This is a genomic window from Shewanella halifaxensis HAW-EB4 (genome assembly GCF_000019185.1).
In the GTDB taxonomy this organism is placed as follows: domain Bacteria; phylum Pseudomonadota; class Gammaproteobacteria; order Enterobacterales; family Shewanellaceae; genus Shewanella; species Shewanella halifaxensis.
This window is the reverse complement of the sequence record NC_010334.1, coordinates 2,554,351-2,569,275: the sequence shown is the minus strand read 5'-3', so window position 1 is coordinate 2,569,275 and position 14,925 is coordinate 2,554,351. Positions and strand designations below refer to the sequence as shown.

Annotated in this window: 14 protein-coding genes; all 14 read right to left on the bottom strand. The window is 45.2% G+C overall.

The window, feature by feature from the left end; genetic code table 11:
- Positions 1-71 precede the first annotated feature (71 nt).
- Entirely contained in the window at positions 72-950 is an 879-nt protein-coding gene (locus tag SHAL_RS11140; protein WP_012277222.1) for an SDR family oxidoreductase, read from the bottom strand.
- A gap of 55 nt (positions 951-1,005) precedes the next feature.
- On the bottom strand, positions 1,006-2,160 hold the full coding sequence (locus SHAL_RS11135; RefSeq protein WP_012277221.1) for an acetyl-CoA C-acetyltransferase: 1,155 nt from the start codon (positions 2,158-2,160) through the stop codon (positions 1,006-1,008).
- Positions 2,160-3,236: an acyl-CoA dehydrogenase family protein gene (locus SHAL_RS11130; protein ID WP_012277220.1), complete on the bottom strand. Its 1,077-nt coding sequence runs from the start codon at positions 3,234-3,236 to the stop codon at positions 2,160-2,162. Before SHAL_RS11130 ends, SHAL_RS11135 begins: the two co-directional genes overlap by 1 nt.
- An 8-nt stretch (positions 3,237-3,244) precedes the next feature.
- The gene (locus SHAL_RS11125; RefSeq protein ID WP_012277219.1) at positions 3,245-4,402 is read right to left on the bottom strand and encodes an acyl-CoA dehydrogenase family protein; all 1,158 of its coding nucleotides are present in this window, start codon (positions 4,400-4,402) and stop codon (positions 3,245-3,247) included.
- 30 nt (positions 4,403-4,432) lie between these two features.
- The gene (locus SHAL_RS11120; protein WP_012277218.1) at positions 4,433-5,218 is read right to left on the bottom strand and encodes an enoyl-CoA hydratase family protein; all 786 of its coding nucleotides are present in this window, start codon (positions 5,216-5,218) and stop codon (positions 4,433-4,435) included.
- A gap of 2 nt (positions 5,219-5,220) precedes the next feature.
- Positions 5,221-6,375 carry an NAD(P)H-dependent flavin oxidoreductase gene (locus SHAL_RS11115; RefSeq protein WP_012277217.1) on the bottom strand — a complete coding sequence of 385 codons (1,155 nt, stop codon included), beginning with the start codon at positions 6,373-6,375 and terminating at the stop codon, positions 5,221-5,223.
- On the bottom strand, positions 6,372-7,328 hold the full coding sequence (locus SHAL_RS11110; RefSeq protein WP_012277216.1) for an enoyl-CoA hydratase: 957 nt from the start codon (positions 7,326-7,328) through the stop codon (positions 6,372-6,374). Before SHAL_RS11110 ends, SHAL_RS11115 begins: the two co-directional genes overlap by 4 nt.
- Positions 7,328-8,158 carry a CoA-transferase subunit beta gene (locus tag SHAL_RS11105; RefSeq protein WP_012277215.1) on the bottom strand — a complete coding sequence of 277 codons (831 nt, stop codon included), beginning with the start codon at positions 8,156-8,158 and terminating at the stop codon, positions 7,328-7,330. The genes SHAL_RS11110 and SHAL_RS11105 overlap by 1 nt, the downstream gene beginning before the upstream one ends.
- 74 nt (positions 8,159-8,232) lie before the next feature.
- Positions 8,233-9,108, bottom strand: a complete 876-nt coding sequence (locus tag SHAL_RS11100; protein WP_012277214.1) for a CoA transferase subunit A — start codon at positions 9,106-9,108, stop codon at positions 8,233-8,235.
- Positions 9,109-10,011: a VOC family protein gene (locus tag SHAL_RS11095; protein ID WP_012277213.1), complete on the bottom strand. Its 903-nt coding sequence runs from the start codon at positions 10,009-10,011 to the stop codon at positions 9,109-9,111.
- 192 nt (positions 10,012-10,203) lie between these two features.
- Positions 10,204-11,142 carry a bifunctional OB-fold nucleic acid binding domain-containing protein/MaoC family dehydratase gene (locus SHAL_RS11090; protein ID WP_223296267.1) on the bottom strand — a complete coding sequence of 313 codons (939 nt, stop codon included), beginning with the start codon at positions 11,140-11,142 and terminating at the stop codon, positions 10,204-10,206.
- Positions 11,142-12,353 (bottom strand): thiolase family protein, encoded by a 1,212-nt coding sequence (locus SHAL_RS11085; RefSeq protein WP_012277211.1) that lies wholly within the window; start codon positions 12,351-12,353, stop codon positions 11,142-11,144. Before SHAL_RS11085 ends, SHAL_RS11090 begins: the two co-directional genes overlap by 1 nt.
- 12 nt (positions 12,354-12,365) lie before the next feature.
- Positions 12,366-14,231 (bottom strand): long-chain-acyl-CoA synthetase, encoded by a 1,866-nt coding sequence (locus SHAL_RS11080; protein ID WP_012277210.1) that lies wholly within the window; start codon positions 14,229-14,231, stop codon positions 12,366-12,368.
- 65 nt (positions 14,232-14,296) lie between these two features.
- On the bottom strand, positions 14,297-14,923 hold the full coding sequence (locus SHAL_RS11075; protein ID WP_012277209.1) for a nuclear transport factor 2 family protein: 627 nt from the start codon (positions 14,921-14,923) through the stop codon (positions 14,297-14,299).
- Positions 14,924-14,925 lie beyond the last annotated feature (2 nt).

The following is a 14,925-nucleotide window of genomic DNA, read 5'->3' as shown; positions in this document are numbered from 1 at the left end:
TTTGTCCTCGGTGCTAATCCATTATCGTGGTCAATTGTCTCAATTCAGCTAAAGGCTTTTAGCTAAAATCCTTAGCTACCCCACACTTTCTGTGCTTTGGGGGCTTTTCCAATGAGTTGGTCAATAGCGGGGCCAACCTCAGCGATATCCCAACGTTTACCATGATCTACCGTCAAACCGGTACGCCAACCATCACATAAGGAGATCCGTCCACCTTGGCTTTCCAAGATCTGTCCTGAGATATGCTTCGATTCAGAACTGCTTAACCATACAACCAGCGGCGCAACATTTTCCGGCGCCCACAGGTCAAAACTACCATCTTCCGGTTTCTTTACCACATCAGGCATGGCGCTTTGGGTCATAGAGGTGCGGGCTGCGGGCGCGAGTGCATTTACTGTTACCCCGTAACGCCCCAGTTCGGCTGCTTGAACTAATGTTAACGATGCAATGCCGCCTTTAGCAGCAGAGTAGTTTGACTGCCCAATAGAGCCTTGAAGCCCTGCACCTGAGCTAGTATTGATGATCCGTGCATCAACCGGTTGACCGGCCTTGGCAAGGTCACGCCAACGACGCCCCAAAATATTAGCTAAACAAAAATGGCCCTTTAGGTGGACTTGCATGACCTTGTCCCAATCTGCTTCGCTAAGGCTAATAAACATTCTGTCAGCCAAAACACCGGCATTATTAATCAGTACATGTACCTCACCAAATGCCTCTAACGCAGCATCGACGATGTTAGTTGCGGTGTCCATGCGAGTAATGTCATCTGAGTTCGCAATAGCTTGCCCACCTTGAGTCAAGATCTCGTCCACAACGGCTGCAGCAGCGCCGGCACGAATATCATTAACAACAACATTTGCTCCTTCTGCGGCCAACGCTAACGCATAAGCTCGACCTAGGCCACCGCCACTGCCGGTAATAATTACGGTTCTCGAATTACATGCTTTCATTCTATGCTCCCTCAATTGCACTAACTTTTATTGTTTTTGTATTGGCTCAAGTCGCTTATGACAAACGCTCAATAATGGTGACATTGGCAAGGCCACCGCCCTCACACATTGTTTGTAACCCAAAGCGCCCACCGCGCCGCTCTAGCTCGTGTAACAAACCTGTCATTAAGCGAACTCCTGTCGCGCCTAAAGGATGCCCAAGTGCAATTGCACCACCATTAACATTGGTTTTATCATGGCTGTAACCTGTTTCTTTAAGCCAAGCCATCGCAACCGATGCAAAAGCTTCATTGATTTCAACTAAATCAATATCATCTAGAGTCATGCCAGCTTTTTGTAATGCCGCTTTCGTTGCAGCAATAGGTGCAGTTAAATGCCAGATAGGATCATCACCAAGTACACTTAGATGATGAATGCGAGCACGAGGTTTAAGTTGATACTTAGCCAACGCCTCTTCAGAGACAATTAACATGGCTGCCGAAGCATCACAGGTTTGACTCGACACTGCTGCTGTAATTGACGGATACGCATCGCCTACAGGTTCAAGAGACGCCATTTTCTCAAGGCTTGATACCCTTGGGGTTTCATCTTGAGTGACCCCGGCTAATGGCACAATCTCTCGGTCAAAGTAGCCTTCTTTAATCGCGGCTAATGCGCGGTTATGGCTCTCTAGTGAAAATGACTCCATCATGTCTCGACTAAGTTGCCATTTATCTGCGATACGCTGCGCCGCATAAAACTGATCGACAGGTGCATCACCAAAGCGTTTATGCCACAGCTCACTTTCTGCAAATGGCGTGCTAAATCCCAGAGGTTGGCCAGCTAACATTGCAGAAGATATCGGTATTTGTGTCATCGTCTGCACGCCCCCCACAGCAATCACATCTTGGGTGCCGCTCATCACTGCTTGGGCTGCAAAATGTATTGCTTGTTGTGACGAGCCGCATTGGCGGTCTACCGTGGTGCCGGGTACATTCAGCGGTAACCCTGCAGCTAGCCATGAAGTACGTGCAATATTGCCAGCTTGTGAACCGATAGTATCGACACAACCAAAAATAACGTCGTCATAATCTGCTGCAGGAATAGCATTACGTTCTACTAATGCCTTTAATGAGTGAGCCGCTAAATCAATGGCGTGTATATGAGACAAGCCTCCTTTACGACGCCCTGTTGGCGTTCGAAGTGCATCAACAATATATGCATTTGGCATTACGTTCTCCCAAAGGTTTGGCCTGGGCCAATTTTGCAATTTTGATCAAATACAAACTCATTGACTCTGGCTTTATGAAAGCTCACATCTCCCCAGGTTGATTCTAAAACCCAAGTGCGTTTCATAAACATCTGTAAATCAACTTCCCAGGTGTATCCCATTGCGCCATGAACTTGAATACCATTTCTTGCTGCCAAGTGCGCAGCTTCAGCGCAAAAAACCTTGGCTTGAGAAATATAGACTGAAGAATCGCAACATCCTTGCTCAAACTCTTTTGCTGCACGGTATAACACGGGTTTTGCCATCTCAATTTTTGATGCCACATCCGCCAAGTGATGTTTAACGGCTTGAAAACTGCCGATTACACGTCCAAATTGCTTGCGCTGTGCAACATAATCAATAGACAGATCCAGCATGCGTTGCGCTAACCCTAACAACTGCCCTGCCGCTGATAGAGCGCCGCGGTTTAATATTTGCTGTTGAATCGCTTTGCCGACTTCACCTGTAGCAAGCAAACTATCGCTGCTAGGTTGCCAACTGACCTTAGCAAGCCGTCTTGATGAATCGATACTTGGACGGAGCACTACATCAATATCTTTACGTGTAACGGCATGTACATCATCACCATCGAGCAGGATTAACAGATCCGCTACTGCAGCGTCGGCCACGAGCGGATTAACTGGGTGGCCAACAGCAACACGAATACTGCCTTCGCCTATAGCTACTAGCCATTGCTTAATCTGCTCATTGCGTTCTGCATTGTCAGTTTGCGGCAGTGCAGACAGCACACCAGCAGCAAGATATGCGGTATCGGCTAAGCTATCGGGGATCCCGTAATAACCCAACTCTTGGGTCATTAAAGACCATGCGACGTCACCAAGGCCCAAGCCTCCGCTCTCTTCGGGAATAGATAGAGCAGTTAAGCCTTGCTCGGCAATTTTATTGCGCAGTTCAGGAGATCGCCCCGTATCAGTCTCCCAAATCTCTCTTAATGCTTCAGGCGCCGCTTCCGTCATTAAAAATCGACTGATGGCTTCTCGAAATGCGAGTTCGTCTTCTGTGAATGTAAAGTCCATAATTCCCCCTAGGCTCGTGGCAGGCCAAGCATACGTTCAGCAATAATGTTGCGTTGAATTTCATTAGAGCCCGCATAAATAGGACCCGCTTGCGCAAATAAAAAGCCATCGAGCCAGCGCATCTCTTCTGCATCGTTGTCGAGTAACTCAGCGCGAGACCCCAAAATTCGCATGGCGGTTTCGTGCATCTTCAAATCTAACTCTGACCAAAAAATCTTGTTGATGCTCGACTCAGCGCCAATCTTGTCACCTTGATTTAGCCGACCAACGGTATTGTAGGCAGACAATGCATAAGCCTCGGCCGCCGACCAATATTCACTTACTTGATTTCGAATACTTGGGTCATTGTCGGCGGTTTGTTGATTGGCTTTATACAGCTCTACTAACTTACGAGCGGTCTGCTGAAAACGTGCTGGAGAGCGCAATAATAGTCCTCTTTCAAAGCCAGCAGTCGCCATCGCAACCCGCCAACCTACGCCTTCATCACCAACTCGATTTTTGACTGGAACTTTGACGTTATCAAAAAATATCTCCGCAAAAGCATCTTTTCCGTTAAGCGCTTTTATCGGCCTAATGGTCACCCCTTCTGCGTCGAGTGGCACCATTAGATACGACAAGCCATGATGGCGACTCGAAGTAGGATCGCTGCGGAACAAGCCAAAACACCAATCGGCAAAACTAGCTCTTGTAGACCAAGTCTTTTGACCGTTGATCACATAATGATCGCCGTCTCGTATCGCTTTACTGGTAATTGCGGCCATGTCGGAACCTGCGTTAGGCTCTGACCATGCTTGAGCCCACATATGTTGGCTCGCGGCCATAGGGGGTAAGAATTGCTTTTTTTGCTCATCGGTACCGTATTCAATTAAGGTTGACCCGAGTAGTAACTGACCATTTTGATTGACACGCATTGGCGCATCAACAGCATAATATTCTTCTTCAAAGATCAACCATTCAATAAGGTCACAGCCACGTCCGCCTAATTCTTCTGGCCACATAACCATTGATAATCGCGCATCAAATAATTTGCCTTCCCATGCACGATGTTGCTCGAATCCTTCTCTTGTGTCGTAACTTGCTAGTTTTTGATCCGGTAAGTTATCCGCTAACCATTGGCGTACTTCTAACCGAAAAGCTTGTTGTTTTTTTGTATATGTTAAATCCATAAGCTGCCTCGAATGGTAAAGGATTAAAATTTAGAAGCTCGCTTCACGCTTTTCTACAAACGCGCGGCGGGTTTCGGCTGAGTCTGGAGAGGTATAGGCCTGTAGCGTAAACCCTTGCTCCCAACGGTACTTATCTTCTAAATTGCCGTCTTCGATGCCGTTTAACGCTTCTTTAGCCATTCGGATCATTTCAGGACTTTTCGCCGCAATCTTGGCCGCAATTTCTAATGCAGTACTACGCAGCTCTGACTTGGAAACAATACGTTCAATAAAGCCATATCGCTCGGCATCTGGTGCGCTGATCGCATCACCAGTAAAAAACAAGTAGCGCACTTTTTGAACCGGAAACAATCTTTGTAAATGGGCTCCGCCACCCATTGCACCGCGGTCGACTTCGGGTAATGCAAACGTGGCACAATCTGATGCAACGACAATATCTGCAGCACCAGTGATCCCAATTCCACCACCGAGGACAAATCCATGAACAGCGACAATCACAGGTACTGTCGCACGATGAATGGCTTTAAAGGTTGCATAATTTCCGCCATTAACCGCAACGATACGTTCTGGATATTGATCCAACTCTTTAATATCAACCCCTGCACAAAAGCCTCGCCCTTCAGCACGAATGACAATCACTCTAACGGCCAAGTCAGCATTGAGTCTTTCAACCTCATTGGCTAATGCGAACCATTCAAGACTATCTAATGCATTGACTGGGGGTTTATTTATAATTAATTCTGCAACGCCATCATTTAATTCTGTAATAAATGCAGGCTTAGGTTGCGAAATAGGATTAACAGTAGCTTTGACCATAATTAGCTAGCCTCTTTTTTAGGGTTTTTTTTATTGTCTAGTGACTCAGTCATTAATGTTCGAGTTTGCAGTTGTGTTAAACATTGCTTAGCTTGGTTTACGATATCTTTTATCAACTGTTCAACGCTAATGAGTTCGTTAATCGCCGCAGCCACTTGGCCACTAGGAAGAATGCCTTCATCTGGTTGGCCATCGACCATTGAACGTTGCAATAAAACCGGCTGATTGGCAGACATTACAACTTGAGACACAGCACCAGGCTCAGTTTTCACTGATTCGATAAACACTTTGACCATGTGGGCAAATGTCATTCCGGTTTCATTTTTCCAATACCATGCACTTGCTAGTGCGATCCGTAGACGCCCAAATGGGCTGGCTTTTTCAAGGCGCGCAATAAAAGGAGAATTGATCATTCTATGGCGCATACCATCTACAGCTGTTGTCACTTTAATCGCTTGGGTGTCGTTAACTTCCAAATACTTATTGAGCGTATGTGCCGGTGTGGGTGAGTCAGAGGTCATTAAAAAACGAGTCCCCATTGCTATACCGCATGCTCCAGAAGCTAAAGCAGCAGCTAAACCACGTCCGGTTGAGAATCCACCGGCTGCAATTACGGGAATATTGACGGCATCGAGTACTTGCGGTAACAAGATGCTTGAAGGCACACCGCCTGTATGACCACCGCCTTCTCCACCTTGAATAGTGATGATGTCAGCCCCTAACGCTTGCGCTTTTAAGGCATGTTTAAGCGCACCAACGGTAGGAATACATAAAACCTTTGCCGCCTTTAAGCGCGCTATGGTTTCTTTATCTGGGCCGCGACCATAACTAACGGCTCTGAGTGAATACTTTATTGCTAGGTCAACACATTCCTTTGCGTTTTCTTGAAACATATGAAAATTGAGACCAAAATTACTATTGCCAGTGGCAGTAATAACCTTGAGAATTTCATTTTCTAGCGCTGAAGCCTCTATTGTCGCGCCGGCTAAAAAACCAAAACCACCCGCCTTTGTGGTTGCAATAACCAAGTTTGCGTCTGATACCCATCCCATTGCCGTTTGAACAATCGGATAACGACAACCGAGCATTACCGTTAAATCTGTTTTTAGATCAGAAACTGTATTAAACGTGTTAGAAGCATCGACAACTTGGTTCATGATGCCTCCTTTCGCTTATCTGACACACTTGCGGCCTTATTGGCTTTTGCCATCGCTTTTGCATCGAAACCACCGAGCTTGTCACCGGATATTGACTCATTATGAACATGAGCAAAATGGTGTAAGCCAAAAACCATATCCATCGTGCTACGTTTGCCCATCAGATCTTCGGCGTTATTAATGGCTTGCTTAGTTAATTGCAGACCAAGTCGGGGCATTTGGGCGATTTTATTAGCTATGGTTAACGTTTCTTCAGTTAAATCTTTTCGTGCAAATATTCGGTTCACCATGCCTAACTCATAGGCACGCTGAGCATTCATTTTGTCGCCTAAGAATAAAAACTCTTTTGCGATTCGAGGGTTAAGCTCATGCACGTGCGCAAAGTATTCAACGCCCGGGATCCCCATTCGAACAACCGGGTCACAGTAATAGGCATCGTCAGAGCAGATAATAAGATCGCACACCCAGGCTAACATTAGCCCTCCGGCAATACAGGCACCCTGTACCATTGCAATAGTGGGTTTTGGCATATCACGCCAGCGGCGACACATGCCTAAGTAAACCTCTTGCTCTCTAGCATATAAAAACTCACCACCACTTTTATTGCTGTGGTCGTACCAAAGACTGGCACGATCAAACTCTTGGTCAACGTCGCGTCCAGGAGTGCCGATGTCATGTCCGGCTGAAAAGTGCTTACCTTCACCTGCGAGTATGATCACTTTTACGTTGTCATCATCGCACGCTCGTTTAAAAGCCGCGTCGAGCGCGTAGGTCATTTTAGAATTTTGTGCATTGTTATATTCAGGGCGATTCATGGTTACGATTGCGACTTGTTCCCGCACTTCATAAAACACAACGCCATCAAGATCTTCGCGGTGACATCCATCAAGCGACGCTAGCTGGTTAGCCGTAGTTTGGGCGGCCGCTTCACTGTGAGCTGTATTGTTAGGCATTAGGCAACCTCTTCTGCAAGTTTGGCGGCAGTGGTTCTATCACCTGGAGGATTGTCCTTAAGTTGCTTTGCTCTTAAGTTATGCGGGTCAAGAGAGGCTATTATCGCAAGCTGCTCTTGTGTCGGCGCAGCCGTTGTTTTTACATTCTGCGGAATGTGTATTGCAAACCCAGTATTTTCAATTACCGTATTAAGCGCGACCCCGGGATGCAGACTCACTAAACGTACTTGGTGATCTGGCCCGTTAAAGTCCATCACGCATAGATCGGTTATCACTAGACGTATATCGATATCATCGAGTTGGTAGCCTTTTGGCAACCGCTCAGGGTTATAACCAATCGATGCCACCATATCGCACTCACCTTTTACGAAAACACGAGTATTGTGGCTTGGTACAAAGAACGAGTTAGGGTGGCTAATTGAGTTCCCAGGAAAGCCCCTTACGCCAAGCATTTGCACTTTTGGCTTACTATAATCACTGCCTAGTGCTGAAATGTTTGCCTGACCAAATTGGTCAATTTGAGTCGGGCCGACCATAGCATGGCGCTTACGGCTCCAAACATTATCAAAAATCCGTGAAAAACCCATCCATGTTTCATTTTGCTGAATGTAATCATTAGCCCTCGGGCCAACTGGATTTGGCTCTGACAATAGATATGCTTCAGAGTCTGTCATCATCAGATCGGTGTTAAAGGTTTTCATGGCTAAACTAGCACCAAGGCGAGGAATTAAGCCAATACCGGTTGCAAGTACCTCACCATCATGGCGAAATGCCTCTGCAGCGGCGCATATCATCAGCTCTGCTAAGCTGTACTCTTTCGCTATAGTCATCTTGTTATCCTTTTCCTTGCTGCAAAATTTGACCGCCTCGCAATGTATTAAAGACGCTGCTGTCGTAGATATATTTAGTAAACCGGTAATGCTAATCGTTTTATTGTATCTATCCCGCCGACTAACTCTTGATAATCAGTTTCACACTTATTTTTTACATATTTATCGAAATACAGTTCAAAGCCACCGTCACGCGCACAAGCGTTGTATTCTTTAAAGTGCGCGGTATCAAAACCGTAAAAAGGCGCGCAAGAGGTTGGATGAGCACCAGCGGGGACATGGGCAACGGCGGTCGTTAGGCTGCGTTCCCAAAACACACAACGTGCTGCATTAGGGTCGTTAAATACCTCAGACCCCACAAGTTCATCGCAGGTCACTAATGATTTTTTAGCCGCTCTAACAAACCAATCATCCATATAGTGATCCGGTCCAGTGATTTGACACACACCGCGAACATCGGCTCGATCGACATGGATCAGTGCCGCATCGAGCTTCAATGCAGGCATGGCTACCCACTCTTTATCGTCATAGGGACTATCAATGACTTTTAAGTCTGGATTGACCTTAACTACATCAGTACCTAAGCCGACTTGAGTTGGTATAAACGGGCAACCCCATGCCGCAGCACGTAAGCCTAGCAACATCATTCCCTCATCAATTTCCATGATGTCGATGTCACCATTTTGACGAGCTTTTCTAAAAAAGGGTTCTAGGGGAATAAAGTCCAGTGAGACAAACGCAAAGATCACTTTCTTTACTTTGTTTGCAGCGCAAAGCATGCCAACGTCGGCTCCACCATATGCAACAATGGTAAGATCTTTTAAATCAGAGCGGAGGATCTCGCGAATAAGTGCCATAGGCTTGCGCCTAGGCCCCCAACCGCCAATGCCAATAGTCATCCCGTCTTCGAGTTGGGCGACCATTTGCTTTACCGTTTGTAATTTGTTCATCTACTCAGCTCCTTGTTGATTTTGTCCGACTGAAAAGTCGTGGCCCCAAATGCTCACTCGAGTAAACTCAAAGGCACAATGATCCTGCCAATCAACCTGCAAACCGCCACAACCAAACTCAAGATCAAACTGAGACGGTGTTTTCATATAAAAAGAGGTCATTTTGTCGTTTAGGTGCTGACCTAAAGTGGCTGATAGCGCAACGCCATGATTTTGATGCCTATCATGGGCGCGACCCACTTCTGTCATTGATTCCACTTCAACCATGACGTGCACGCAACCTACTGGCGATGGAAACTCACAAATAGCCAAACTATGGTGTCTAGGGTTATTGCAGTGCATAAAGTGAATACGAATGGGCTCGGCATCTGGCGCAGGTTTGAAATTGAATATATCGGATAAGCCAAAACCAAGCACATCGGTTAAAAATGCGTATGTCTCATCAAAATTAGGCGCAGGTAAAACCGTATGGCCTAATCCCATATCCCCCGTAAGGAAGACGGGGACACCTTGAGGAGAAATAAACGGTTGGCAATCAGATTTATGTCCCCAATACAATTCGTGTCTATTGCCCGCGGGGTCAATGACGATTACAAGTTGCTGCACGCCGCGCTGCAAACATTCAGCAGCGTTCCCCTCTTCCCAACTCACCTCTTTTGCGTTTAAGGATTCAATAGCACTGTTAAAAGCGCCTTGTGAGGCAAGCTCCCATCCAGAGGCCAGATAACGCTTATCATTGCCCTCAACAATTAGCATGCGGTAAGGACGGTCATCCATTTTTAAGTAAAGACCGCCGCCTGGCGCTGATGTGACCATCATGCCTAATACGTTTTCAGCATATTGCTGCCATTGTGTAAGATCATCTGTTTGTGCAACGAAATAGCCCAGTGCTTTAATGTCCATGGTTCTTTATCTCCTTTTTTGCATGAATTCAATTATCTTGAACAGCATCAATAGCTTCATCGTCCGTTAAGACTAAAAAAATGATTTCAATGTAATTGCCTAATAGCATTGAAGATAATTAAAATATTTTTATTTTGAGCAAAAAAAAGCCGAGCTGTTAACTCGGCAAAACTTCACATGGGGAAATTGAAACTAGCGGTAAAAAATGACCAGTTCATTGATAACAGAAGGCCTATCGTTATCGACTAGATGAATATGGACTTCAAGGATAAGTTGCAGACCCTTATGGGTAGACGCTACAGATTTGACTCTTGCGCGTGATTGGATTTTTGCACCAGCTGGAACAGGTGTCGGAAACCTCAGTCTATCTGAACCGTAATTAACCATGGTATTAAAACCAACAATTTCATAAGGTAAAGTAAGAGGTAATCGCGACTGTAACACTTGCACTAACGATCCATGGGCAATCGTGGTGCCAAACGGACTTTCTTTGGCAGCCTTTTCCGGGTCGGTATGAATCCAATAATCATCACCAGAAAGGTCAGCGAACGCATTAATTAAGCCCTGATCAACCGTTAAAGGTTCACTCCAAGGTGAAAAATCATCAGTCACTAAGGCGTTAAGTGCAGTAAGATTGTTAATCGGTACCTGAACTTGGCCCTGACTATTTTTGGGTAAATTCACCAACGGGTCTTGATATTCAAGCACACTTAAATCGCTATCAACACCAGTAAATCTTAAAAGTGTATTGCCTTTGGCATCAACTTTGTCAAATACAGGCTTTAAATGCATGCCGACCTTTATGTCCTCTTCTTGCAACCCGACTAGAGTGGTATTCATTCTAACCCCCTCTTTGAGGGTTACAACGGCGAGAATTTGCGGGGACTCGTCGCTAAATTCTGCCATAGTCGGTACTCGGGCAACAGTATAGGTATATAAAGTTGCTTCGCCGCTAACAGGTTTCCATGTTAAGTCGTGCGCTAAACAATGACTACAATGGTTACGTGGAAAAAATACCCAGCCGTCGCATGAATTACATTGCTGTAATTGAATACTTTGTTCCTTTAATGCTTGCCAAAAAGGCGTAGAAATTTTTGTTGCCAATGGCAATGGTTTAAAACTGCTCATCATTAGCCTCCTTGTAAAATCAGTGCGCCTTGCTCACTCATCACGCCGCCTGTACCGCTAACAAATACATTGTCACAGTCCTTTATTTGCCGCCCCTCTGCACGCCCCGAAATTTGGTGAAATGCTTCAATAACTTGTGACATTCCGCCTGCAGAGGCTGATTGACCAAAGCTTAACTGGCCACCGTGGGTATTAAGCGGAAAATCGCCTTGCCACGTGAGATCATGATCTCTGACGAACTTCATTCCTTCCCCCTTTGGACAGAAACCTGCATCCTCAAGCGAAAGCAATACCGTAATGGTATAACAATCATAAATTTGAGCGGCCTGCATATCCGAGGGCTTTAGACCTGCCATAGTGAATGCCTGCTTAGCGGCTTGTGCTAATGGCGTTACCGTCATCTCTTGCGCATACGAGGGGGATTTATATGATAAGCGTTCGCCAAAACCGGTCACAAAAGCGGGACGATTCTTTGACCTAGTAGCCACCTCTTTTGAGGTAACGATGACCGCAGCACCACCTGCTACTGGCATAACGATTTCCAATACATGTAAAGGATCCGCCACCTTTTTGCTGGCAAGAACCTCTTCAACAGTTAACGTTTTTCCCTTAAAAATAGCATCGGGGTGATATTGAGCATTGGTGCGCTGATCAACCGCTATTTTAGCCATAGCAACAGGGTCGTAACCATATTTGGCTGCGTAACGCTGTGCAATCATTGCGTAGCCACTGTTTTGACCTACATGACCATATGGGATATCAAACTCTGCTTCTGGTGCACCAAAAGCGGTACTATGACCACCGTAACGCATCGCTTCAGCCATCCAAGCTGGATCTTCATTCGGAGCTAACGGTGCCATACGTGCTGGTATGACACAAAGTACAGCCTGGCAGAGGCCTAACTCAATAGCTGCTGCTGCACGCCAAATCATGCCCACAGAAGTACAGCCACCAAGATCGACTACTTCGGCAAAGTTAACCTCAATACCTAGGTATTCTGCAGCCATTGCAGGCACAAAAATTGAAGCCTCGTGGAACTGAGGACCACTAATAACTAATCCGTCTAGTTCATTTAGCCCTAAACCCGCATCTTGCAACGCTTGATTAGCTAAGTCAGCAACCTGTTCCAAGTGAAACATCTGTGGTGCCGTTTGATATTTTTCAGGTTTATACTGAGCAGCCCCTACAATGGCTGCGTTTCCTAATAATCCCATTTATCCTCCTGATTACACATGTTTAAACGGCTGAAAACCGACAGCTGTTAACGCTTCTTCAGAGTAACATTCATAAGTTCCCGATTTATCATTGCGGATAAAAATTGGATCCTCACAACCTATCGGGCTATATCCTTGTTTTTGCAAATCAATCTTGCGTAACTTATAGGTTGAAGTCATGTCTGCAACGCTGCTAACTCTTATAAATTGTGGCGCAGCGTAACGAGGTAATTTAGCCTCGGTAAACGCATAAAATGCATTTGGGTCGAAATCAATCCCTTGTTGCATGACTACCGCGGCCATCCCTGCTCGCCCTTCATGTTCTGGCACTTGAACACCATAAATATTGATAAGTTCAAGACCTGCTAACCCGCTTAATTCATTTGCGACTTCTTGAGTTGACACGTTCTCGCTCTTCCAACGATAGGTGTCACCGATCCTATCGACAAAATAGAAATATCCATTGTCATCAAAACGCAATAAGTCACCGGAGCGCCAATATGCGTCGCCCTTGGTAAATACATCTGTGAGTATTTTTTGCTCTGTTGCATTACTCGAGGTGTAGCCTTCAAAGCGTCCGCCACCAAATTCAGGATGATTAATAATCATGCCTATAGCCTCGCCTACCTCGCCACTTTTACATGGTATATAGTGGCCATTAGCGTCTTTTTCATGACTCTCTGAATCAGTATTAAATTTAACTAGACGAAAATTAGTTTTATTCCAATCAGCGACCCTTCCACATGAACCGATATAATTGTCTAAGTTGATTAAATTTGTATTAGCCTCTGTAGAGCCCCAGCCTTCAAAAATATCCATCTCACCGAATTTATTGATCCAGCTTTGCCAAGAGTCTCCACTAAACCCTGCACCAAGCATGCAACGTAATGAATGATCTTTCAGGCCTTTGCCTTGATTTCTTGTGTCATCATCATTAAGTAAATAACGACAGATCTCACCAATGTACTGACATACGGTGATGCCGTTTTGTTGTACATCTAACCAAAACTCTCGGACACTAAATTTACGTCTAACAACAATACTTGCTCCGGCGGCTAAAGCTGTTGATGTTACAGAGGTAGCCGCTGCACCATGATACATAGGCAAACAAACGTAAAACACATCAGATGCGGAAGCATCAATTGTCACCGACATGACATCACCTGAACATAACCAGCGCATATGACTATATATGGCAGCTTTAGGTAGTCCGGTCGTACCAGAGGTAAAAATAAGTAAGCTCGGTGTTTCGGCCGTTATACCTTTTCGACTTTCCTTTGAATTAAATTCATGACTGTAGTCACCGTAATTTAAGGATAAGTTTGTATCGAAGTACTCGAGGTCATCTTTGGATGCAGTTTTTTCAACATCAGATGCTAACCAAAGAGGTACCTGTAACAATGAGCAATCTGCAACTTCACTCATTGTTTTACTGACTAAGTGAGCACATTCTTCACCAACAATCACTGCACTCGCTTCAGTTTCTTTAATCGCATGGGATAAAGGAGCTCCATGAACCTGTGAATTAATAAACGCAACGATGACCCCTATTTTGGTCAATCCAAACCAAATAAAGAAGAACTCGGGTCTATTTTCAAGCACCATGGCGCACACATCACCGCTATTTAACCCGCGAGATGCAGCCAGGTTAGCGACTTGGTTTGCACGTTGATCGACTTCAGCGTAACTGTAGTGCTTGCCATTATAAACAAGAAACGTCTTATCTGTTTGCGACAGCGCTTGCTGTTCCAACCTATCTGCTATTGTATAATTTGCATAAGGTTTAATAAGTTGCGCAGCAGCAGAGCGTTTATCACTCTTTGTCTGAGTCTCTTCCATGGAAGCCAAGGGCACTCCACTGTGGTTTTTAATTTTCACATCATGTCCTTATTAATGGTGAGGCTAATTTGCATGTAATAGCTGCTCATATAAGCCAGAAAATACTATTTGACCCGGATCTTGGGTGCAGGAGTATCTTTACGCATCATGTTTAAAAATTGCTCTAAAGGCGCAGGGATTGCGACATTAGGCAATTCACTTGTATTAGGTCGCTGTGACCAAAACGCCTTCCAGCTCGGGAATAGGTCATGAAAGGTCCCTGAATAACAGGTTTTGCCAGGCCAACGCATCTTCGTATCGCCGATTGGCGGTTTATTTTGATCTGAAGCGTACCAATAACAAGGCAATCTACGCCTGAAATACCATCTGCCCTCAATTCGCTCATAATCGTCCCAGTAAAGCATCTGCATCAAAACCCATTCGGTGCCAGTTTCATGTTCGTTTTTAGAGTAGACAACTCCGATAGCATGATCTTCATCAATAAATTCAATGATATGTTGACCAATATGATGTGAAGTCCCAGTAAACTGATCCCTCAGCGTGCTATCAACCCAACTTTTTAAATGAGCTCTACCGACTTTTTCTCTGCCAACGCGAATATCTTCAGCGAATAAACCAACATGAGCATCAAGATCTCGCATATCTAAAGACAAAGAATATTTCCCGGCTAACTGGCGAATTTCTTCTATTGATTCAAGACGATCAATTCGTTTTTCTATAGAATCCGTCATGA